Raw genomic sequence first — 21,349 nt, forward strand, 5'->3', positions numbered from 1 at the left:
GCCTTGGCGAAGCTGGTGTTCCTGGGGCGGCTGGCCGATGTTGCGGGCCGGAGCGAACTGGACGTTGCGCCGGGGCCGCTCGAAGCGGTGCTGGCGACGCTCGATCCCGCGCTGGCACTGGCCTTGCTGGATGAGCGGGTGCGCGTGGCGCTCAACGGCGATCTGATTGCCGAGCGCGGCGTGGTGCTGGGCGCGGACGATGAACTGGCGTTCCTGCCGCCCGTTAGCGGGGGCTGAGGTGGTAAGCGATGTTCGCCTGCTGACCGCTCCGTTCGATCCGGCAGAGGAACTGCGCGCGTTCGCCGCCGCCCATCCTGGTGCCGGGGGCGTGGTCAGCTTTCTGGGGCAGGTCCGGCAGGACGGGGCGGTTGAGGCGCTGGAACTGCAACACTATGGCCCGCTGACCCTGCCGGGGATGGAGCGGCTGGCGCAAGGCGTGCGGGCGCGCTGGGAACTGGACGGGCTGCTGATCCTGCACCGCTCGGGCGTGTTGCGGCCAACCGATCCGATCGTGCTGGTGGCCGCCGCCGCGCGTCACCGTCGCGACGCTTTCGCCGCCGCTGATTTCGCGATGGATCACCTCAAGGCCGAAAGCTGGTTCTGGAAGCGGGAACTAGTAGGCGGCGTGTGGCGCTGGGTTGAACCGCGCGCGCAGGATTACGCCGACCTCGACCGCTGGGTCTAACGCGCCAGCTGTGCGCCCAGTTCGCCGATCACCCGGTCCTGCTCGGCCACCAAGGCCATCACCGTATCGCGCGCTGCGGCAATCGCGCGGGCGTCATCAGCTTCGATTCGCGCTGCGGCATAGTACTGGTCCAGCTCGGCCAGCGCGACCATCGCGTCGCTGCGGGCCGATTCGAGTTGCGACAGGGCAACCGATGCCACTGCCCAGTTTTCACTGCCCAGCGCCGCGCCGGATGCCGCGCTGGCGAGGTTGCGGGCCTGCCCCTCGCGGGCGCGAAACTTCGCATCGGCAGCCTGCGCCTGCGCAACCAGCGAATCGAGGCGCCCCAACACTCCCGCTGCCGGGGCGGGGCCAGGCTGAATGCTGGGGACAACCGGCTGAATCTGCCCGCTCACGCGCTCTGCGGGACGCCGTTCGAGCGATGGGTATTCGGCAAGATCATTGGCGCAAGCGCCCAGCGTGAGCGCGCTTGCGACGATCAGCAGAGTGGTGGATATACGGGCCATGGCTTGCCATAGCACGCCGCCCGCCCAACGCCATAGGGCGTGACTTTCCGGCGCTTCCGGCGTTGACAGCAAGCCGACCTTGCACTATCGGCCACCCTTCTTCCGGACCCCTACCGCGTTGGCAGGGCGTCTGGCGCACCGTTTCGAAAGCGGGCGGTGCGGTCAGGATTAAACGAACGGATACGATACGATGTTCGCAGTTGTGCGCACAGGCGGCAAGCAATACCGGGTTGCCGCCGGAGACAAGATCGCGGTTGAAAAGCTCGCTGGTGAAGCCGGTGAGACAATCACGCTGAGCGACGTTCTGCTGGCCGGTGACGGCGGCGAAGTGAAGGATGCTGCGGGCATTGTCGTCTCGGCTGAAATCATCGCCCAGGACAAGTCGGAAAAGGTGATCGTTTTCAAGAAGCGTCGCCGCCACAACTATCGCCGCAAGAACGGCCACCGCCAGTACATGACGCTGCTGCGCATTGTTGCGGTTGGTGGTGCGGAAAAGAAGGCTGCGCCGAAAAAGGCTGCCGCCAAGAAGGCCGATGCGGCCGAAGCTGCTGAATAAGATTCGGAGTAGTACGACATGGCACATAAGAAAGCAGGCGGCTCTTCGCGTAACGGTCGCGACTCAGCAGGCCGCCGCCTTGGCGTGAAGAAGTTCGGCGGTCAGGAAGTGATCGGCGGCAACATCATCATTCGTCAGCGCGGCACCCGCGTGTACCCCGGCGCGAACGTTGGCATCGGCAAGGATCACACCCTGTTCGCGCTGACCGAAGGCCGCGTGCGCTTCCACGATGGCAAGCTTGGCCGCAAGTACGTGTCGGTCGACATGGCTGTCGCCGCCGAATAAGCGGATGGTCGATAAAGGGCCATCCTGACGGGATGGCCCAGTCGGCCCCAGTTGCCGACGATGCGAGGGAGCGGGCCAGGCCTGTCTCCCTTTTTTCGTGTCTCCCTCAGTCAGCTTGACGCGGCGTCCCGCTACCGGGGCGGCCCAGCGCAAGCCGTAATGGCAGTGTCACGCAGTGCGCCTAAGGGGGCTGCGGGGCGGACGACGGGAGTATGGTATGTTCATTCGCAGCGAACGGTTGTTCCTGCGGCCGGGTTGGCCGGAGGATTGGGAAGAACTGCTGGCGGGTATCGCCGACGAAGCGGTGGTGAAGAACCTTTCGCAGGTGCCGTGGCCCTATACCGCCGATGACGCGCGTGCATTTGTGCGCCAGCCGCAGGACCCGCGCTGCCCGCACTTCTTCGTGACCCTGCCGACCAGCAGTGCGCCGGCCGAGATCATCGGCAGCGTCGGCCTGTTGCACGGTGAAGCCGGCCCGGAACTGGGATACTGGATAGCGCAGGAGCACTGGGGCCGGGGCTATGCCACCGAAGCGGCCCGTGCGGTGCTGGGGCTGGCCCGGACGCTGGGGCATCGCCGGGTAAGCGCGGGGCACTTTACCGACAACCCGGCCTCGGCCGGGGTGCTGCGCAAGGCAGGCTTCCGACCGACCGGTGAAATGCGTGCCTGCTTTAGCCGCGCGCGCGGTAAAACCGTTCCGACTGCAATCCACGCGATTGAACTGGACGAACCGGGCAATTGCGACGGCGGCGATGATGGTGTGCCCGCCATGCGCGCGGCCTGAACCACAAAAAAAGGCTCCGGACCAGTGCGGTTCGGAGCCTTTTCTTTGAAGTTTCTTCCGGTCAGGCGGTTTGCAGCCGCGCATCCTTGAACTCGCTGTCCGCCTTGCCGATCAGGGCGCGGTCATCGTGGTTCCAGGGGTGGAAACCGGGCATGAAATAGGCGAACCAGGCGGGCACGATCCGGCGCAGCACGCCGGGGGTGCCCAGCAGATACCAGGCCAGCTTCAGCTTGATCTTCGGGCCTTTGAGGCCGTCCTGCGCCAGCAGTTCCAGCGTATCGTTCCAGCGGTTGCGGATGAAGTTCAGGGTGATGATCAGCATCATCACCGATTTCAGCTTCCAGCGCCGCCACCGGCTCCAGTCGCGGGTGGCGAAGCGGAAGGTGTCAAACGCGACGCCCTTGTGCTCGATTTCCTCGACCGCGTGCCAGCGCCACATCGCCACGGTTTCAGGCTCGCCGCCGGCAAAGTGCTGCGGGTTGGCCAGAAACTCGTGCGCCATCATCGCGGTGTAGTGTTCCAGCGCCATCGTCGCGGTCAGGTTGACGATGGCGGGGCGGTCCCTGATCATCGCCATCAGCTCTTCCAGCCGCGCGTCGATCTTCGACAGGTCGTAACCGGCGTCGACCGCCGCCTTGTTGAACACCACGTGTTCGCGGGTGTGGTTGATTTCCTGCTTCACGAACGCGCGGATCTCTTCCTCCAGCTTCGGCGGCACGCCGTCGCGGTGGGCTTTCACGGCCTCGATGAACATTGCCTCACCGCGCGGGAAGGTGGCGGAGAGCGCGTTGTGCCAGGCAGTGGCGATCGGATCGTTGTTCAGCCACCAGCGACCCGGCTGCCTGGTGCGGCCAAAGCGTTCGTCGCGCACGGTGATCACCAGATCATCCGGGGTGGGCGTGGCCGGACCGGTCACAGGTGCCTTGCCCAATTGGGCGGTGGGTTCTACGGCGGCGGTGGGTTCCAGGGGGAACTTGGTCGGTGCGTTCATGCCGCTAATTCTAGAGTAACTGACACCAATGTCAATAAGGAAGCGTCTCACCCAGGAAGAGAGCCGCATGGCTGCGCTCGAAGCCGCGCGCGGACTGCTGATCGAAATGGGTCCGCAAGCCGTCACGCTGAAAGCTGTGGCATCGCGAATCGGGCGGACTCACGCCAATCTGCTCCACCATTTCGGATCGGCGGCGGGGCTGCAAAAGGCGCTGGCGGAACACCTGGCGGTGACGATCTGTGCCACGATCGAGGACGCGGTGATCGCCAGCCGGACCGGGCATGGCACCCCGCGTGACGTGGTCGACCTGACGTTCGATGCGTTCGACAAGGAAGGCGGCGCGGCGCTGGCGAGCTGGATGCTGGTCAGCGGCAACGATGATGCGCTCGATCCGATTGTCGATGTGATCCACGATCTGGTCGATGGGCTGGATGAGTTCGGCTCGGGCCAGATGCGCGACACCACCCATGCGCTGTGCCTGCTGGCGCTGGGCGATGCGCTGATGGGCGGTGCCTTGACCCATTCGCTGGGCCTGCCCCGCACATCGGCCCGTGATATCGCAGAAAAGATGCTGGTCGAAGCGGCGATCAAGGCCGGGATCGTGGTGCCGGGGATGGCGGGCTAGGCCCGAGCTCTCAGGCCCGATCCAGCCAGTCTGGCCGCCATTCGGGCGCGATGTCCTCTACCCGGCGATGATCCACCGCCAGCCCCAGCGCGGGATAGGCCGCGCGCTGCCGGGCCGGGTCGGAGGCGGCCAGCGGCAGCACCACCAGCCGCCGGTTGACCTTGGCCCGCCAGTTCATCCGCGCGGTGTTTTCCTGGCCGACATAGCAGCCCTTGGTAAAGCTGACCCCGTTCAGTTCCGCCGCGTTGCATTCCAGCCAGAGCAGGTCGGCCAGTTCCGCCGCGCCTTCGCACACGCCCAGCGCCAGCCGGTGCGCCAGCCATGCGTCATCGGCCGCAGCCCCTTCGGACACGCCGAGCCAGCGCTGGCCAAGCGCAGGCAGGCGCGGATCGGGGGCGGGGCCATCACCCGCCTGCCAATGCACCCCGAGCGAAGCATCGCGGGCAATCCCGATCTTGCGGCGCAACCGGTAGAGCGACAGGCGCCTGACCAGCGCGTCGGCACCGGCGGCTTCGCAGTCCAGCAACAGATCCGCGCCGTCACCGTGGACCAGAAAATCGAACAGCACCTTGCCTTGCGGCGAAAGCAGCGCGGCCCAGAGCGGCAGCGCGCCGGTTACATCCTGCGTCACCAGACCCTGCAGAAAGCCGCGCACATCCTCGTCCGGTTCGGTCGGCGAAAGGCGGATCACGGCGCGGGCAGTCAGCAGGGTTGCGGTCATGGGTGACAGATAGGGTGCTGCTTGCCTAAGGGGAAGGGATGACCACGCCGACTCGCCTGACGATCCGCCGCCCCGATGACTGGCACGTCCACTTGCGCGATGGCGCGGTGCTCGCCGGGGTTGCGCCGCACACCGCGCGGCAGTTCGCCCGCGCGATCGTGATGCCCAACCTCTCCCCGCCGATGACCGACGTGGCCGGGGTTTCGGCCTATCGCGAGCGGATCATGGCGGCACTGCCGCCGGGCAGCGATTTCACGCCGCTGATGACCCTGTATCTGACCGATTCGACCGACCCGGACGAGGTCGCGCGCGGGTTCGCGGGCGGGGTGTTCGTCGCGGCGAAGCTTTACCCTGCGCACGCGACCACCGGCTCGGCCCACGGCGTGACCGATGTCGCCAACATCCGCGCCGTGCTGGAAAAGATGCAGCAGATCGGCATGCCGCTGCTGGTCCACGGCGAAGTGACCGAGGCCCACGTTGATATTTTCGACCGCGAGGCGGTGTTCATCGACCGCACGATGACTGCGCTGGTCCGCGATCTGCCCGCGCTGAAAGTGGTGTTCGAACACATCACGACTGAGGAAGCGGTGCAGTTCGTGAGCGAGGCGGGCGATACCCTTGCCGCGACGATTACGCCGCAGCACTTGCACCTCAATCGCAACGCGATGCTGGTTGGCGGCATTCGCCCGCACGCTTATTGCCTGCCGGTGGCCAAGCGCGAACAGCACCGGCTGGCGCTGCGCAAGGTGGCCACATCAGGCAGCCCGAAGTTCTTCCTGGGCACCGATACCGCACCCCACGCCAAGCACCTGAAAGAAGCCGCCTGCGGCTGCGCCGGGTTGTTCAACGCGCCGTTCGCGCTGGAAAGCTATGTCACGGTGTTCGATGCGGAAGGCGCGCTGGACAAGTTTGAGGGGTTCGCTTCGGAACACGGCCCGCGCTTTTATGGGCTGCCCCTGAATGAAGGCACGGTCACGCTGGAGCGGGGCGACGTGGTGGTGCCGGAGGTGATTGATGCGAACGGCACTTCCATCGTGCCGTTCCACGCGGGCGAAACGCTGGGTTGGCGGCTGGTTGAAGGCTAGGCGGCGCGCGCCGCTTGCCGCTTGGCGAGCAGGTCCCAAACGAACAGGCCGATCGCGCACCAGATCAGGATGAAGCACGCGACCTGCGTGGTGCTGAGCGGTTCGGACGAGAGGAAGAACGCCTGCACGAACACCATCGTCGGGCCGATATACTGGACCATGCCCAGCACCGAATAATCCATCCGCTGCGCCGCCACCGCGAACAGGATCAGTGGCACGGCGGTGACCAGCCCGGCGCAGGCGAGCAGCAGGCTGAGCGGCAGTTCCTTGCCGAATGACACGCCCTGCGGGCTGAACGCGGCCCAGCCGATCAGGCCCGCGGCCAGCGGCAGCAGGACGATGGTTTCCACCGTCAGCCCCGATAGCGAACCCACCGGCGTCAGCTTGCGCACCAGCCCATAGCCGCAGAACGAGAGCGCCAGCGCGAGGCTGATCCCCAGCATATCGAGCGCATCCCATGCCAGCAGCGATACGCCCGCCGCCGCCAGCACGACACCGGCCCACTGGCGGTGGCTCAGCCGTTCACCCAGGAACAGCGTGCCCGCCAGCACATTGGCCAGCGGATTGATGTAGTACCCCAGGCTGGCGGCGAAGACGTGGCCCTGCTGGATCGCGACGATATAGGTCAGCCAGTTGCTGGCGATCAGCAGCGCGCTGAGCGTCAGCAGCGCCAGCACCCGGCGGTTGGTCAGCGCTGCCCAAAGCTCTTTCGTCTGCCCGGCCAGCCCCACGAACACCGCGCAGACCGGCAGCGTGAACAGGATCCGCCAGCCGACGAATTCAGACGGCGGCACGGTCTTGAACAGCACCAGATAGAGCGGCAGCAGCCCCCAGATAAAATGCGCGCCCAGCGCAAAGGGCAGGCCGCTTTTGCGGGGTGCGGGCTGTTCGTGTTCCATCCGGGGGCCGCGCTAGCGAAGAAAAATCACCGCGACACGAAAAATGTGCGTTCCTGACAGAGCGGTTGCCGACCGTTCAGGTTGAGGGGCATATTGATGAATGCAAGAGATCAGGAGAACCGCCATGTCGAAGTTCCTCAAGACTGCTGCCCTTGCAATGACCATCCCCGCCGTGCTGGCGACTGCGCTGCCCGCCGCCGCCCGCGACCGCGACTGGGACGATCGCGGCGACCGCTGGGAACAGCGGGATCGGCACGACGACCGCTACGAAAGCCGCCGCGATTACCGCCGCGATGATCGGCGTGATGATCGGCGCGACAGCCGCCGTGGCTGGGAAGACCAGGGCCGCAACTACGGCAACTATGGCAGCTATGGTGGCTATCAGACCCGCGTCCGCTACGCCGAACCGGTCTATGCCAACACCCGCGTCTGGCGCGGCGATGATGGCCGCAGCTATTGCCGCCGCAGCGATGGCACCACCGGTCTGCTGATCGGCGGCGCTGCCGGGGCGCTGATCGGCCGCGAAGTGGCCGGTCGCCGCGGTGACCGCACGCTGGGCGCAATCCTGGGTGCGGCGGGCGGTGCCCTGCTGGGCCGCGCGGTCGACCGCGGTGGATCGAGCTGCCGCTGACCGATACCTGTTCAACGGGGAATCCCTCTCCCTGAACCTGGCGCCTCCGGATCCCAGCGATCCGGGGGCGCTTGTCTGTTAAGGGCCATGTTAACGCCGATAGGCTAGAACGCGCCGGATGATCGCCGCCCGTCATCTGTGCCTGCCTGCCGTGCTGCTGCTTTCTGCCTGCGGATCGGGTGAGCCTGCGGTCGATCCGCTGGCGGAGCGCGATCCGGCGGTGACCGCCGCGCTGGCCGATCCGCTGATGGCGGACCCGGACCTCACCAGCCAGAACCGGGGCGGTGCTGCGCTGACCGGGGGCGGGCCAGCCACTGGCGAAATTCCGCCGCTGAAACGCGGGCAGGCCGAACTGGACGCGGCCCGCGCCGCCGCGCTGGATCTGGTCGGAGGCGCGCCGGGTGCTGCGCCGCCTGCCACGATCATGCTGGAAACATCGCCCGCCGATGCGCCGACCGCTGTCGCGCTGGTGCGCGCGTTGCCGTGGGGGAAGCCTTGCGCGGACAAGCTGGGCTATACCGCCAGCTGGGCGGCCGGGCTGCCGCCCGCGCTGCCGGTCTATCCGCGCGGGCACGTGCAGGAAGCGGCAGGCAGCGACGCGGCCGGATGCAAAATCCGCGCGGTCAATTTCCAGACCCCGGTGCCGCCCGGCGAAGTGGTGGAGTTCTATGCCGCGCTGGCGCGCAAGGGCGGTTACGCGGTGCGGGCGGGCCAGGCCGGACCGGACCTGACCCTGTCCGGCACGCTCGACACCGCGCGCTTTGCGCTGTTCGTGCGGGGCAGCGCGGACATGACCGTGGTCAACCTGGTTACCAGCGGCGGCTGAAACGCCATTGCCTTGATTGCGGGGGCGCGAGCGGTTATCCTGTGACCGGTCCCGGCGGTGGGGGAGGCCCCCGCGTTATCGACGGCACGTCCGTAAACCGCCGTCGACGGGACTGCGCAACAATCCACTCGGCTCAATCCAGCCCGGAGCGCGGCAGCGCGCGCTGATCAGCCTTCGCGCAGGCCCACGCCGATCATCGCGCGCGGCTGTTCCATCTCGTTCGAGGCGACCGGATAGGCGCAGTAATCCGCTGCGTAATAGGCGCTGGGGCGATGGTTGCCCGACAGGCCGACCCCGCCGAACGGCGCGGAAGACGATGCGCCGTTGGTCGGGCGGTTCCAGTTGATCACGCCGGCCCGGATATTCGCCCAGAACCGGTTGTATTCCGCCGGAGTGCCGCCGACCAGCGAGGCGGACAGGCCGAACCGGCTGTTGTTCGCCTCGGCAATGGCCTCGTCGAAATCGTCCACACGGATGACTTGCAGCAGCGGGCCGAACAGTTCCACGTCGGGGCGGTCCTTCACCCCGCTCACGTCGATGATCGCAGGCGAGAGGAACGGCAGGTCATCGCGCGGGCGGACCAGATGCTTGATCGCCTTGCCGCCGTGGCTGAGCAGATAGAGGAAGCTTTCGGTCAGGCCGTCCGCGCTCTGGTTGTCGATCACCGGACCCATGAACGGGACGGGATCGTCAAACGGCGCGCCGACAATGATCCGGTCGGCCAGGCGCTTTACCTCGGCCATCACCGTATCATACATCGTCGACTTGATGATCAGGCGGCGTCCGGCGGTGCAGCGCTGCCCGGCGCTGGTAAAGGCTGATTGCACGACGAGCGCGGCGGCATCGGTGATCTTCGGCGTATCCCACAGCACGATCGGGTTGTTGCCGCCCATTTCCAGCGCAACGATCTTGTCGGGCCGGGCGGCCAGTTTGCGGTTGATCGCGATTCCGACGTGCGCGCTGCCGGTGAACAGCACGCCGTCGATCCCGTCATGCGCGACCAGCGCCTGCCCTTCTTCCGGGCCGCCGACCAGCAACTGGACAATCGCGGCGGAAATCCCGGCGCGGTGAAAGCATTGCAGCAGCGCCTCACCCGTGGCCGGGGTTTTTTCGCTGGGCTTGAAGATTACCGTGTTGCCCGCGATCAGCGCGGGCACGATGTGGCCGTTGGGCAAGTGCGCGGGGAAGTTATAGGGGCCAAGCACCGCCATCACCCCGTGCGGCTTGTGGCGTACGGCGGCGGTCCCTTGCAACGCGTTGTCCAGCTTGCGCTGCGATGTGCGGTCGGCATAGGCGCGGATCGAGATTTCGACCTTGTTGATCACGCTTTCGACTTCGGTGCGCGATTCCCACAGCGGCTTGCCGGTTTCGCGCGCGATCAGCGTGGCCAGCTTTTCAGCGTCCTTGCGCACTTCGTTGGCGAAGCGGCGCATCAGTTCCATCCGGTTGGACAGCGGCTGGGCAGCCCAGGCGGGCCACGCCCGGCGCGCGCGGTCGACGATGTCGTCCACGTTGCCGCGCCTGCCGCGCCACAGTTCCGCGCCGGTGGCCGGTTCGAAGGAAATGATCTGCGAAGTTCCCAATATTCCCGTCCCAGTTGTATCATCCGGTTGCGACCCCGGGTCCGCTTCGGCCTTAGCGGGTCCGTTTGCCCAAGAAAAGCCTTGGCACCGCCATAACCGCCAACCCTGACTTTTTGCTTACCAAAGTGTTCCCCATGTTTGCGCAGCCCTTACGCCGCGCTGCCCAGCGCTTCGCCCAGCCGCCGGATCGCGGTGATCTGATCGGCCAGCGGGGCCCAATCATCGGCAGTGTCGATTCCGGCCCAGATCCGCTCCACCTCATCCAGCACCAGCGTCGGCGGCGCAGGCTCTGCCCACAGCGGATGATCTTCACCGGCCGGGCGATAGCCGCGCAAGCCCTCGCCAAAATCACCCTCCGGCGGGTTGGCGCCGTGGCGATGGCGGTGAAAGAACACGTCGGGCGATCCGGCGCTGTCGCGCATCGCCCGTTCGGCATGGGCGATCAGCGCGGCGTCGGCTTCGAACCCTTGCGATTCCAGTCCCAGCCGCCACAGGAACTGACCGGCCAGCGCCTGCTGATAGAGCGGGGCGAAGCGGTTCAGCGCGGCGATCAGCGGCTCAGCGGGCACCAGCTGGCGCAGCGCAACCGCCAGCTGCCCGCAGTTCCAGTGCAGCGCCTCTGGCTGGCGGCCAAAGGCGTAAAGGCCGTTGTGATCGAAATAGGCGGCGGTGAAGGCCGGGTCCCACTGGGGCAGCCAGCGCCACGGGCCGTAATCGAAACTTTCGCCCGAAATGTTCATGTTGTCGGTGTTTAGCACGCCGTGGACGAACCCGGCGGCCATCCATTGCGCCGCCAGCGCGGCGAGCCGTTCGACCACCTGATGCAGCAGGATCACCGCCGGATCATCGCGCCCCGGCGCATCGGCGGGCGGGGGCGCGCCCGGAAACTGCGCAAGGCAATAGTCGATCAGCGCCGCCATGTTGTCCGTCTGCTCCAGCACGGCGAGCCGCTGGAACGTGCCGATCCGGATATGCCCGTGGCTGAGCCGGACCAGCACGGCCGAGCGCGTGGGGGAGGGTTCGTCCTGCCGGTAAAGATCCTCGCCCGTTTCGATGACCGAGAACGTCTTGCTGGTGTTCACCCCCAGCGCTTCGAGCATTTCGGTCGCCAGAATCTCGCGCACCGCGCCTTTCAGCGTCAGGCGGCCATCGCCCTGGCGGCTCCACGGGGTTTGCCCGGAGCCTTTGGTGCCAAGGTCGAGCAAGCGGCCCGCGCCGTCCCGCAACTGCGCGAACAGAAAGCCGCGCCCGTCGCCCAGGTCCGGGTTGTAAACGCGGAACTGGTGGCCGTGATAGCGCAGCGCCAGCGGCTGGGGCAGATTGCCGGGCAGCGGCTCAAACCGGCCGAAATGGCGGGTCCAGTCGGCATCGGTCAGGCTGTCCAGCCCGACCGCGCGGTCCCAGCGGGAATTGCGGAAGCGCAGGGTGGTCAGCGGGAAGTCGGCCGCGCGCACCGGATCGGCCAGCCAGGGGGCCAGTGCCGTAACGGGAGTGTCGGGCGAATAGTCGGCGGCTTGCGGTTCTGCGCGCATCGCGCAATAGTGGCGGCGAACCCCGCGTTGCACAAGCCGCGCCAGCAAGGATTTCCGGCATTACCATGACCGCTTACGCCGACCGTTTCTGGACCAGCCGGGACGGGTTGAAGCTCCATTACCGCGATTATGCGGGGCGGGATGACCGTCCGCCCGTGATCTGCCTGCCCGGCCTGACCCGCAACGCCCGCGATTTTGAAACGCTGGCAGAGCGGCTGGCGGGCGAATGGCGCGTGCTGTGTCCGGAAAACCGGGGCCGGGGCGACAGCGCCTATGCCAAGGATTCGGCCACTTATAACCCCGTCCAGTACGTTCAGGATCTGGGGGCGCTGTTCGAGGAAGCGGGCATCGACCGCTTCGTCGCGGTCGGCACATCGCTGGGCGGGCTGCTGACGATGATCATGGCGATGACCACGCCGGACAAGCTGGCGGGCGCGGTGCTCAACGACATCGGGCCGGAAATCAATCCCGAAGGGCTGGAACGGATTCGCGGCTATGTCGGGCAGGGGCGCAATTTCCCCACCTGGATGCACGCGGCGCGCGCGCTGGAGGAATCGCAGGGTTCCGCGTTCCCCGATTTCACGGCGGAAGACTGGCTGGCGATGGCCAAGCGCTGCATGGTGGTGGGCAGCAACGGCCGGGTCGTGTTCGATTACGACATGAAAATCGCCGAGCCGTTCTCGCAGCCAGGCGGAGAGGGCGGGGTGGACATGTGGCCGGGGGTAGACGGGCTGGCAGGCAAGCCGGTGCTGCTGCTGCGCGGTGAATTGTCGGACCTGTTCAAGCCGGAAACGTTGGCCGCGATGGCCGCGCGCTTGCCGGGCTGCGAAACGGTAACCGTGCCGCACGTCGGCCATGCACCCACGCTGGATGAGCCGGAATCGTTCGCCGCGATCCAGCGGCTGCTGGCCAAAGTGGCTGGATGAGCGTGGCGGACGGGGCGCCGCGTCTGCGCCTGCTGCATCTGCATTCCAGCTTTTCGCCGGGCGGCAAGGAACTGCGCGCGGCCAAGCTGATGAACGCGTTCGGCCCGGGCATCGATCATACGGTCGTGTCCGCTGTGCCGGGCGAACTGGGCGCGGCCAGCGCGGTCGATCCGGCGATCAGCGTCAGCTATCCGGCTGATTTCCCGGCGCTGGCGGGCCGTCCGTGGCCGCGCCGGTTGCTGGGGATCGCGCAGGCGCTGCGCGGGTTCGACCTGATCCTGACCTATAACTGGGGCGCAATGGACGCGGTGATGGCCCACACCCTGTTCGCCGAGGCGCTGGGGCTGCCCCCGCTGGTCCACCACGAAGATGGCTTCAATCAGGATGAGGCTGTGCGGCTGAAGCCCGCGCGCAATATTTTCCGCCGGATCGCACTGTTCCGCGCGCAGGGGCTGGTCGTGCCTTCGCAGCGGCTGGAACAGATCGCCCGGACGGTCTGGCAGCAACCCGCCGCCAAGGTCTGGCGGGTGCCCAACGGCATCCCGGTTGCCGCCTATGCGCACCGCCCGGAACCCGACGTCCTGCCGCGCCTGATCAAGCGTCCCGGCGAATACTGGCTGGGCACGCTGGCGGGGCTGCGCAAGGTCAAGAACCTGCCCCGGCTGGTCCGCGCCTTTGCCGCGTTGCCAGAGGAGTGGCAGCTGGTGATCGTCGGCGAAGGGCCGGAACGCGATGCGATCCGCGCGCAGGCGGTGGCTCTCGACATCGGCCACCGCGTCCACTTGCCCGGCTTTGCGCCCGATCCGGCCAAAGTGGTAGGCCTGTTCGATCTGTTCGCGCTGTCATCCGACAGTGAACAGTTCCCGATTTCGGTGGTGGAGGCGATGGCTGCCGGTCTGGCCGTGGTCGCCCCGCAAGTGGGTGATGTCACCGCGATGGTGGCTGAACCCAACCGCCGGTTCCTCACCCCCATCGGCGATGATGCGGCCCTGTCGGACGCGCTGGCCGACCTTGCCGCCGACTCCCGGACCCGCGCCGCCATCGGCACCGCCAACCGCGCCCGCGCCGAAGCGGAGTACGACGAAGCGACCATGGTTGCGACCTATGCCCGCATCTATGCCGGGGCCATGGGACGGATAAAGTTTCCCTGATTGGGGGATTGCGTCCGTTCACCCGCGCTTAAGCGGGCAAAAGCCACAGATCGGGCGTTGAAAAGGCTCGCCCTTGCGCTAAACAGCCCAACTGACCGTCTATTACCAGAGAGCATTCCAACTTGGCCCTGCCTCCCGCTACACCTGCAAATCCGACCAAGCCGACGAGCGACCGCGACGCGGCCCAGCAGGACGTGTTCCTGCGCGAAGTGGACGAGGCGCTGCGTGAGCAGCAGATGGTCGATATCGCCAAGCGCTATGGCATAATCATCGGCGGCGGGATCACGCTGTTGCTGGTCGGGCTGGGCGGCTATCTCTTTTGGGATCACTCGGTCAAGCAGTCGGCCGGGGAAGTCAGCGAAAGGACCACGCTGGTGCTGGACCGGCTGGCTTCCGGGCCAACGTCGGCCGGGGCTGCGCTGGGGGATCTGGCCGCGCTGAAAACCGAAGGCAGCGCGGGCGCGCGCGCCAATGCTGCGATGCTCCACGCCGCCGCGCTGGTGCAGACCGGCAAGACCGACGAAGCCGCCAGGGAATTTGCCGCGATCGCTGCCAATGCCGATGCGCCGCAGCCGCTGCGCGATCTGGCCGCGATCCGCGAACTGTCGATCCGGTTTGATGCCGTCCCGCCGAGCCAGGTGGTTGACCGGCTGAAGCCGCTCGCCGTGCCGGGCAATCCGTGGTTTGGCAGCGCGGGCGAGCTGGTCGGCATGGCCTACCTCAAGCAGGGCAAACCAGAACTTGCCGGTCCGCTGTTCGCGGCGATCGGCAAGGACAAGGAAGTGCCGCAGTCGCTGGCGTCGCGGATGCGGCAGCTGGCCGGGCAGCTCGGATACGAATCAGGCGATGCCGCCGCCGATGTGGCCCCGGCGCAGAACTGAACCAAAGTCACAAGGACGAGATGATGCCGTCACCCAAGTTTACCCGCCGCATGGCCGCCCCGCTGGCCGTGGTTCTGGCTGTTGCCCTGTCCGGTTGCGGCGTGTTCGGCGGCAAGGACAAGCCGACGACGCCGACCATCGGCAATCGCATTCCGATCCTGTCGAAAGTCGATACCTCGGCCAAGCTCGATCCGGCGCTGGCCGGGGTCAGCGTGATCGTGCCTCCCGCCACCGCCAACGCCGATTGGGCGCAGGCTGGCGGCACGGCCAACAAGAATTACGGCAACCTGGCCATCTCGGCCAACCCGGCGCGGTCGTGGTCGGTCCAGATCGCCGGTTCGACCAAGAAGCAGCGGCTGGCGGCATCGCCGGTGGTCGGCGGCGGGCAGTTGTTCGTGATGGACACCAACGGCATGGTCCACGCGTTCGACGTGCAGACCGGATCGCCCCGCTGGAAGCAGGGCTTTGAAATTCAGGGCGATGGCTCGAACTCGGTCTATGGCGGCGGCGCGGCCTATGACAACGGCCGGGTCTATATCACCACCGGCATGGGCGAAGTTGCCGCGCTGGATGTGACCGACGGCAAAGTGCTGTGGAAGAAGAAGCCGTCCGGCCCGCTGCGCGGATCGCCGACGCTCGCCTATAATTCGGTGTTCGTGATGACGATGGACAACCAGCTGTGGTCGCTCAACGCCGCAGATGGTGAGCCGCTGTGGAACGAAACCTCCTCCACCGGGCAGACCGGGGTGTTCGGCGTGGGCGCCCCCGCTGCCGGGCAGGGCACCGTGATCGCGGGCTTCTCCACCGGGGAGCTTACCGCGTTCCGTTATGAAAACGGCCGCCAACTGTGGAACGACGCGCTGGCCCGCACCTCGCTGTCGACGTCCGTGGGCGTGCTTACCGACATCGACGCCGATCCGATCATTGATCGCGGCCGGGTCTATGCCCTTGGTCAGGGCGGGCGCATGGCCGCTTATGAACTGGTCACCGGCCAGCGCATCTGGGAACTCAACCTGGCGGGGATTTCCACCCCGGCCATCGCGGGTGACTGGATCTTCACGCTGACCGACGATGCCAAGCTGCTGTGCATGGCGCGCACCACCGGCAAGGTCCGCTGGATTTCGCAGCAGTCGCAGTTCGAGAACGAGGAAAAGAAGAAGAACGCGATCTACTGGACCGGGCCGGTGCTGGCCGGGGAACGCCTGTGGTTCGCCAATTCGCGCGGCGAAATCCATTCCGCCGGGATCGCCGATGGCCAGTCGCGCCTGTTCGCCGAAGTGAAGGCGCCGATCACGCTGGCACCGATCGTGGCGGGCGGCACGCTCTATGTGCTGGACGACAGCGGCCGGATCACCGCGTTCCGCTGATCTTTCGTATCGACGGACTGCTCGTTTCCCGTCACCCTGAACTCGTTTCAGGGTCCATCGTGTAATCTGGTGCAGTTTTGGCCGGATAAAGCCGCTCAGGCGGCCCGATGGATGCTGAAACAAGTCCAGCATGACGGTGGAAATTGGCCGATAGCCACGCCGTTACCGGCCCTTTAACCCTTCGCCGCTAAGGCGGAGGGATGACCCCGCGCAATCCCGTGGCCGATCCCCGGCCTGCCAGCGATGTTTCTTCCGCCGTCGGCTTCGTCGGCGTGGGCAGCCTGTGTGCGTGGATCCTGTTCTGCCATTTCTATCCCGAGATTGCCCCGGTGCTGGGCTTGTCCGCCGAGGGCGGTCGGCTGACCGGGCCGGTTGCCGCGCTGTTCGGGCTGGTGGCCGCCGCGCTGCCGATGGTGCTGTGGTCGGTGCTGGTCGACAAGGTTCACCGCCGCCCCTCGACCGGGATCGACTGGGATCATCCGCGCCCCGTGGCAGACATCATCGACATTTCGATCACCAAACTGGCGGGGCTGTGGGCCACATGGGCGCTGATCGCCGGACTGTATTGCCTGGGGCGGTGGTACTGGGATGATTTCTACGCCATTTCGATGCAGGTGCTGGGGCTGGCGGTGCTGCCGCTGTTCCTGCTCTCCATCCCTTATGTCATCTGGCTCGACCGGGTGCTGATCGATCCGCGCGATGCCTCGTGGCATTTCGGCGCGGCGCTGGTCGGGCGTGAGGCGCACGATCCTGAGCAGGTCTGGATTCACTTGCGCGCCTGGGCGGTGAAGGGCTTTTTCACCGCGTTCATGATTGCCATCGTCCCCGGTGCATTCGCGGAACTGGTCGGCAAGGACTGGTCCGATCAGTTCGCCAACCCGATCGCGTTTGCGGGCATTCTGGTGCTGCTGATGTTCGTGTTCGACGAACAGATCGGCACGGTCGGCTATATCCTGACGATGAAGCCGCTCGACGCGCAGATCCGCTCGGCCAATCCCTATCTGGCGGGCTGGGTCGCGGCGCTGGCGTGCTATCCGCCGTTCCAGCTGATGCAGGGCGGCGGGCCGCTGTTCTATCAGTCGAACACGGCGGACTGGACGTTCTGGCTGGGCGAATACCCCGCGCTGATGTGGGGCTGGGCCGGGCTGCTGGTGCTGCTCACCGCGATCTACGCCTGGGCTACAGTCGCGTTCGGTATCCGCTTTTCCAACCTGACTTATCGCGGCGTGCTGACCAATGGCCCCTATGCCTACACGCGCCATCCGGCCTACCTGTCGAAGAACGCGTTCTGGTGGGTGTCGGTGCTGCCGTTCCTGGTAACCAGCGGATCGGTGGTCGATGCGGTGCGCAACACCTTCTTCCTGGGCTGCGTCAGCGCGATCTATTACTGGCGCGCCCGGACCGAGGAAGCGCATCTGCTGGGCGAAGACCCGAAATACGGCGAATACCACGCGTGGATGAACCGCCACGGACTGATCACCGCGCCGCTCCACCGGCTGTGGCAGGGGATTGCTGGCCGCCGCCGCCCGGTGCTGCAGGCGGCGGAGTAGGCCCCACACGCTCGTCGCTCGCCGTTCGTCACCCTGAACTTGTTTGGTGTTTATCCCGTTTACATACGTTCCCACCACCTTCGTCACCCTGAACTCGTTTCAGGGTCCATCTCTCCTCCTGCACGGACAGTGCGGGCCGAGAAATGGATGCTGAAACAAGTTCAGCATGACGGTTTAGACTTTACGGTGCCGAAGGGGATAAGCGCCAACTTGTTTCAGGGTCCACCACGCGGCCAACCTTGGTGCGGGCCGGATGAAACCGCGCATCGGGCCTGATGGATGCTGAAACAAGTTCAGCATGACGGTTTTGGGTGACGATGTGGGAGAGGAAGGGAATGTCCCCTCAGATTTCTTCCAAACCGCTTACTTCATAGACCGTGATGCTCCGACCCGTCAGGCCCAGTCCGGCGCGTTCTTCGGCCCAGACGGCCATGTGCGGCGTTTTGAGGTGCGCGCCAAGCTGCGCGCGGCTGGCCCAGACTTCGCTGACCCGGATCAGGCCGGGGTCGAGCACATCTTCGGCGTAGTTGTATTCGATGCAGCCATCCTCGGCGCGGGTGGCGTCCATCACCTTGCGCATGGCGGCACGGGCCTCGTCCATGCGCTCGGCGGGCAGGCGGAACTGTCCAATCACGGCAACTGTCATCAGAATGCTTCCTCGTACACGCGCGACAGGTCGCCGTTCCATTCGCCGTGGAACTTGTCGAGCAGGCGCTGCGCCGGAACCTTGCCGCTGGCGACGATCTCGTCGAGCGGGTTCAGGAACGCGCATTCGTTGTCGCCCGCCTTGTTGAACTGCGCGCGCGCGGCGAGGCCGCTGCGCGAGATCGCCAGCACTTCGGCCGCGATGTCCTTCAGTTTGCCGCCGCCGGGCAGGGGCGCATCCAGCCCCAGCTTCGGCACGGCGGAGCGCAGCGCCTCGCGCCCGTCCATGTCCCAGCCTTTGACCAGATCCCATGCCGCATCGAGCGCGGTCTGGTCATAGAGCAGGCCGACCCACAGCGCGGGCAGCGCGCAAATCCGGCTCCACGGCCCGCCATCGGCGCCGCGCATTTCGAGGAAGCTTTTCAGCCGCACTTCGGGGAAAGCGGTGGACAGGTGATCGATCCAGTCGCTCGCCGTGGGGCGTTCGCCCGGCAGCGCGGGGAGCTTACCGTCGAGGAAATCGCGGAAGCTCTGCCCCGCCGCGTCGATATATTTGCCGTCGCGGTAGACAAAATACATCGGCACATCGAGCATGTATTCGGCGTAGCGTTCGTACCCGAACCCGTCCTCGAACACGAACGGCAGCATCCCCGTGCGGGCCGGATCGGTGTCTGACCAGATGTGGCTGCGGTACGACAGGAAGCCGTTGGGCTTGCCTTCGGTGAACGGAGAATTGGCGAACAGCGCGGTCGCGAGCGGTTGCAGCGCCAGACTGGTGCGGAACTTCTGCACCATGTCGGCCTCGCTCGAATAATCGAGGTTCACCTGGATCGTGCAGGTCCGCAGCATCATGTCGAGGCCCATCGTGCCGACGCGCGGCATATGCCGCAGCATGATGTCATAACGGCCCTTGGGCATGATCGGCAGTTCGGCGCGGGTCTTGTCGGGCCACATGCCGAGGCCGAGGAAGCCGGTGCCGGTGCGTTCACCGATGGCCTTGACCTGATCTAGGTGACGGCCGGTTTCGGCGCAGGTCTGGTGCAGGTTTTCCAGCGGCGCACCGGACAGTTCCAGCTGGCCCGCCGGTTCCAGACTGATGCCGCCGTCCGCACCCGCCAGTGCAATCACGTTCCCGCCCTCCAGCACCGGTTCCCAGCCGAAGTCTTCCAGCGATTTCAGCATGTCGCGGATGCCGCCGGGTTCTTCATACGACGGGGCGTGATGATCGCCGCGCGCGAACACCAGCTTTTCGTGTTCGGTGCCGATCCGCCAGCGCTCACGCGGCTTTTCGCCCTTGATCATCGGGGCGATCAGCTGGGCGCTGTTTTCGATCACGGGATCGTTGCGATCTGAAACCTGTTGGGTGCTCATGGCGGGGAATTAGTGCGTTGTCCGCCCTGATGCCAGCAAATTTGTTTGGTTGCCTACCAATCCCCGCTTGTCCCCATCCATAGCGCGGTGGCGGCAATCGCCGCCGTCTCGCCGCGCAGGATGCGTGGCCCCAGCGTGATCGCGCGCGCTTCTGGCAGAGCGCGGATCGCGGCGCGCTCGTCCGCGTCGAACCCGCCTTCGGGGCCAACCAGCAGTGCGGCGGGGCCGGTGTGGGCGGCAAAGGCGGTGGCAGCGGGATCGCCGCCGTTCTCATCGGCAAAGAACAGCGCGCGCGGCGCGTCCCACCCGCGCAGCAGCGCGTCCAGCTTCACCGGCGCGGCCAGCCGGGGCAGGGCGGTGCGGGCGCATTGTTCCGCAGCTTCGGTCAGGATCGCATTGGCGCGGTCGAGGTTGAGCTTGTCGGCCACGCAGCGCCGGGTCAGCACCGGCTGGATGTGCCGCACGCCCAACTCGCAGGCCTTTTCCAGCACGAGATCGAACCGGTCCTTTTTCAGCAGCGCGGCGCAGAGCGTGAAATCGGGCACCTCCTCACGGGGGCGCAGCAGCGTTTCGGGCACCAGCACCACATCGCGCTTGCCCGCGCTGGCCACGCGCGCGGCCCATTCGCCGGTCTGGTCGTCGCACAGGATCACGGCATCGCCTTCGCCCACACGCATCACGCGCGACAGGTAATGCGCCTGCGGCCCGTCGATGGCCACGGCCACGCCCTCGGCCAGCGGAGCGGGGATGAACAGGCGAGGGGCGCTCTTGGGCGGCCAGGCGGGGGTAGCGGGCATGGCCTTCCTCTAGCGCATTTTCGCCCGCAGGCTAGAGAGGGCGCATGACCGCCGAAATCGTTCCCGATTCCCAGCACAAGGGGCTGGTCGCCGCGCTGCCCGCCACCTTGCGCAATTATGCGCTGCTCGCCCGGTTCGACCGGCCGATCGGCTGGTGGCTGCTGTTCTGGCCCTGCGCCTGGGGCCTGCTGCTGGCCGGCGGGCAGGCGCGGTGGGACTTGCTGGCGTGGATGCTGCTGGGCTCCATCGCCATGCGCGGGGCGGGCTGCGTCTATAACGATATCGTCGATGCCGATCTGGACAAGCAGGTCGCCCGCACCGCCGCGCGGCCCATCGCCAGCGGGGCAGTCAGCAAACGGGCGGCGTGGGTCTGGCTGCTGGCGCTCGCCGCTGTCGGCCTGATCGTGCTGCTGCAACTGCGCCTGACCGCGCAACTGGTCGCGCTGGCCAGTCTGGCGCTGGTTGCGGCTTATCCCTTCATGAAGCGGATCACCGGATTTCCGCAGGCCTGGCTGGGGCTGGTGTTCACCTGGGGCGCGCCGACTGCGTGGGTCGCGATCCGGGGCGACGGGCTGGACGTGCTGGCCGCGCTCTATGCCGGGGCCGTGCTGTGGTGCATCGGCTATGACACGATCTACGCCTGTCAGGACCGCGAGGATGACGCGATGGTCGGCATCGGCTCCAGCGCGCTGACGCTGGGGCGGCACGTGCGCACCGGCGTCGCGGCGTTCTATGCAGGGGCGGTGCTGTGCTGGGCGCTGGCGTTCTGGTGGCTGCGGCCCGATCCGCTTATCCTGCTGGCGCTGGCCCCCGCCGCGCTGCATCTGGGCTGGCAGGCGCTGACGCTGAACCCCGACGACGGCGGCAACGCCCTGACCCGGTTCCGCGCCAATCGCTTTACCGGGCTGCTGCTGGCGCTGGGCTGCTGGGTGGTCGGCAACGCCTGACCGGT

Annotated in this window: 24 protein-coding genes; 15 read left to right on the forward strand and 9 right to left on the reverse strand. The window is 66.6% G+C overall.

What is annotated here, in order from left to right; all coding sequences use genetic code 11:
• Window positions 1–3 precede the first annotated feature (3 nt).
• Together Q8Q53_RS13115 and Q8Q53_RS13120 are read left to right on the forward strand one after the other, a co-directional pair.
• On the forward strand, window positions 4–237 hold the full coding sequence (locus Q8Q53_RS13115; RefSeq protein ID WP_305702223.1) for a MoaD/ThiS family protein: 234 nt from the start codon (window positions 4–6) through the stop codon (window positions 235–237).
• Entirely contained in the window at window positions 200–685 is a 486-nt protein-coding gene (locus Q8Q53_RS13120) for a molybdenum cofactor biosynthesis protein MoaE (RefSeq protein WP_371136559.1), read from the forward strand. The genes Q8Q53_RS13115 and Q8Q53_RS13120 overlap by 38 nt, the downstream gene beginning before the upstream one ends.
• On the opposite strand, the gene Q8Q53_RS13125 is transcribed toward Q8Q53_RS13120, so the two are convergent.
• Window positions 682–1,191: a hypothetical protein gene (locus tag Q8Q53_RS13125; RefSeq protein WP_305702225.1), complete on the reverse strand. Its 510-nt coding sequence runs from the start codon at window positions 1,189–1,191 to the stop codon at window positions 682–684. The two genes, Q8Q53_RS13120 and Q8Q53_RS13125, sit on opposite strands and share 4 nt — an antisense overlap.
• Window positions 1,192–1,381: 190 nt before the next feature.
• Here Q8Q53_RS13125 and rplU point away from each other — a divergent pair, with 190 nt between their 5' ends.
• The 3 genes from rplU to Q8Q53_RS13140 all read left to right on the forward strand — a co-directional run bounded on the left by rplU (window position 1,382) and on the right by Q8Q53_RS13140 (window position 2,816).
• On the forward strand, window positions 1,382–1,747 hold the full coding sequence (gene rplU, locus Q8Q53_RS13130; protein WP_305702226.1) for a 50S ribosomal protein L21: 366 nt from the start codon (window positions 1,382–1,384) through the stop codon (window positions 1,745–1,747).
• A gap of 18 nt (window positions 1,748–1,765) precedes the next feature.
• Window positions 1,766–2,032: a 50S ribosomal protein L27 gene (gene rpmA / locus Q8Q53_RS13135; protein ID WP_305702227.1), complete on the forward strand. Its 267-nt coding sequence runs from the start codon at window positions 1,766–1,768 to the stop codon at window positions 2,030–2,032.
• Between the two features lie 217 nt (window positions 2,033–2,249).
• Entirely contained in the window at window positions 2,250–2,816 is a 567-nt protein-coding gene (locus tag Q8Q53_RS13140) for a GNAT family N-acetyltransferase (RefSeq protein WP_305702228.1), read from the forward strand.
• Between the two features lie 61 nt (window positions 2,817–2,877).
• Here Q8Q53_RS13140 and Q8Q53_RS13145 read toward each other — a convergent pair whose 3' ends face one another.
• Window positions 2,878–3,807: a metal-dependent hydrolase gene (locus Q8Q53_RS13145; protein ID WP_305702229.1), complete on the reverse strand. Its 930-nt coding sequence runs from the start codon at window positions 3,805–3,807 to the stop codon at window positions 2,878–2,880.
• A gap of 28 nt (window positions 3,808–3,835) precedes the next feature.
• Between Q8Q53_RS13145 and Q8Q53_RS13150 the strand changes: the two genes are divergently transcribed.
• The gene (locus Q8Q53_RS13150; RefSeq protein ID WP_305702230.1) at window positions 3,836–4,432 is read left to right on the forward strand and encodes a TetR/AcrR family transcriptional regulator; all 597 of its coding nucleotides are present in this window, start codon (window positions 3,836–3,838) and stop codon (window positions 4,430–4,432) included.
• A gap of 10 nt (window positions 4,433–4,442) precedes the next feature.
• Here Q8Q53_RS13150 and Q8Q53_RS13155 read toward each other — a convergent pair whose 3' ends face one another.
• Window positions 4,443–5,153: a folate-binding protein YgfZ gene (locus Q8Q53_RS13155; protein ID WP_305702231.1), complete on the reverse strand. Its 711-nt coding sequence runs from the start codon at window positions 5,151–5,153 to the stop codon at window positions 4,443–4,445.
• Between the two features lie 38 nt (window positions 5,154–5,191).
• Here Q8Q53_RS13155 and pyrC point away from each other — a divergent pair, with 38 nt between their 5' ends.
• Window positions 5,192–6,238 carry a dihydroorotase gene (pyrC, locus tag Q8Q53_RS13160; RefSeq protein WP_305702232.1) on the forward strand — a complete coding sequence of 349 codons (1,047 nt, stop codon included), beginning with the start codon at window positions 5,192–5,194 and terminating at the stop codon, window positions 6,236–6,238.
• On the opposite strand, the gene rarD is transcribed toward pyrC, so the two are convergent.
• On the reverse strand, window positions 6,235–7,137 hold the full coding sequence (gene rarD, locus Q8Q53_RS13165) for an EamA family transporter RarD (RefSeq protein WP_305702233.1): 903 nt from the start codon (window positions 7,135–7,137) through the stop codon (window positions 6,235–6,237). The two genes, pyrC and rarD, sit on opposite strands and share 4 nt — an antisense overlap.
• 124 nt (window positions 7,138–7,261) lie before the next feature.
• On the opposite strand from rarD, the gene Q8Q53_RS13170 reads away from it, so the two are divergent.
• Window positions 7,262–7,768, forward strand: a complete 507-nt coding sequence (locus Q8Q53_RS13170) for a glycine zipper 2TM domain-containing protein (protein WP_305702234.1) — start codon at window positions 7,262–7,264, stop codon at window positions 7,766–7,768.
• A 118-nt stretch (window positions 7,769–7,886) separates the two neighbouring features.
• Window positions 7,887–8,594 (forward strand): hypothetical protein, encoded by a 708-nt coding sequence (locus Q8Q53_RS13175; protein WP_305702235.1) that lies wholly within the window; start codon window positions 7,887–7,889, stop codon window positions 8,592–8,594.
• Between the two features lie 167 nt (window positions 8,595–8,761).
• Here the strand turns inward: Q8Q53_RS13175 and astD are convergent, their stop codons facing one another.
• Window positions 8,762–10,177 (reverse strand): succinylglutamate-semialdehyde dehydrogenase, encoded by a 1,416-nt coding sequence (astD, locus tag Q8Q53_RS13180; protein ID WP_305702236.1) that lies wholly within the window; start codon window positions 10,175–10,177, stop codon window positions 8,762–8,764.
• Window positions 10,178–10,326: 149 nt separating this feature from the next.
• Entirely contained in the window at window positions 10,327–11,709 is a 1,383-nt protein-coding gene (locus Q8Q53_RS13185; RefSeq protein WP_305702237.1) for a protein adenylyltransferase SelO family protein, read from the reverse strand.
• A 65-nt stretch (window positions 11,710–11,774) separates the two neighbouring features.
• On the opposite strand from Q8Q53_RS13185, the gene Q8Q53_RS13190 reads away from it, so the two are divergent.
• From Q8Q53_RS13190 to Q8Q53_RS13210, 5 genes are all read left to right on the forward strand, one after another.
• The gene (locus tag Q8Q53_RS13190) at window positions 11,775–12,635 is read left to right on the forward strand and encodes an alpha/beta fold hydrolase (protein ID WP_305702238.1); all 861 of its coding nucleotides are present in this window, start codon (window positions 11,775–11,777) and stop codon (window positions 12,633–12,635) included.
• Window positions 12,632–13,786 carry a glycosyltransferase family 4 protein gene (locus Q8Q53_RS13195; RefSeq protein ID WP_305702239.1) on the forward strand — a complete coding sequence of 385 codons (1,155 nt, stop codon included), beginning with the start codon at window positions 12,632–12,634 and terminating at the stop codon, window positions 13,784–13,786. Before Q8Q53_RS13190 ends, Q8Q53_RS13195 begins: the two co-directional genes overlap by 4 nt.
• Before the next feature lie 122 nt (window positions 13,787–13,908).
• A complete protein-coding gene (locus tag Q8Q53_RS13200; RefSeq protein ID WP_305702240.1) occupies window positions 13,909–14,667 on the forward strand; it encodes a tetratricopeptide repeat protein in 759 nt (252 codons plus the stop codon).
• A 23-nt stretch (window positions 14,668–14,690) separates the two neighbouring features.
• On the forward strand, window positions 14,691–16,034 hold the full coding sequence (locus Q8Q53_RS13205; RefSeq protein ID WP_371136560.1) for a PQQ-binding-like beta-propeller repeat protein: 1,344 nt from the start codon (window positions 14,691–14,693) through the stop codon (window positions 16,032–16,034).
• Window positions 16,035–16,234: 200 nt separating this feature from the next.
• Complete coding sequence (locus Q8Q53_RS13210; protein WP_305702242.1) at window positions 16,235–17,584, forward strand: isoprenylcysteine carboxylmethyltransferase family protein; 1,350 nt, start codon at window positions 16,235–16,237, stop codon at window positions 17,582–17,584.
• A 343-nt stretch (window positions 17,585–17,927) separates the two neighbouring features.
• Here Q8Q53_RS13210 and Q8Q53_RS13215 read toward each other — a convergent pair whose 3' ends face one another.
• From Q8Q53_RS13215 to Q8Q53_RS13225, 3 genes are read right to left on the reverse strand one after another with little or no spacing between them, the layout of a single operon-like run.
• Complete coding sequence (locus Q8Q53_RS13215; protein WP_305702243.1) at window positions 17,928–18,230, reverse strand: putative quinol monooxygenase; 303 nt, start codon at window positions 18,228–18,230, stop codon at window positions 17,928–17,930.
• On the reverse strand, window positions 18,230–19,600 hold the full coding sequence (locus tag Q8Q53_RS13220) for a glutamate--cysteine ligase (protein ID WP_305702244.1): 1,371 nt from the start codon (window positions 19,598–19,600) through the stop codon (window positions 18,230–18,232). The genes Q8Q53_RS13215 and Q8Q53_RS13220 overlap by 1 nt, the downstream gene beginning before the upstream one ends.
• A gap of 53 nt (window positions 19,601–19,653) precedes the next feature.
• Complete coding sequence (locus Q8Q53_RS13225; RefSeq protein ID WP_305702245.1) at window positions 19,654–20,397, reverse strand: 16S rRNA (uracil(1498)-N(3))-methyltransferase; 744 nt, start codon at window positions 20,395–20,397, stop codon at window positions 19,654–19,656.
• Between the two features lie 44 nt (window positions 20,398–20,441).
• On the opposite strand from Q8Q53_RS13225, the gene ubiA reads away from it, so the two are divergent.
• Window positions 20,442–21,344: a 4-hydroxybenzoate octaprenyltransferase gene (ubiA, locus tag Q8Q53_RS13230; protein ID WP_305702246.1), complete on the forward strand. Its 903-nt coding sequence runs from the start codon at window positions 20,442–20,444 to the stop codon at window positions 21,342–21,344.
• Window positions 21,345–21,349: the final 5 nt, after the last annotated feature.

The sequence above is a fragment of the Novosphingobium sp. genome (genome assembly GCF_030699305.1).
In the GTDB taxonomy this organism is placed as follows: domain Bacteria; phylum Pseudomonadota; class Alphaproteobacteria; order Sphingomonadales; family Sphingomonadaceae; genus Novosphingobium.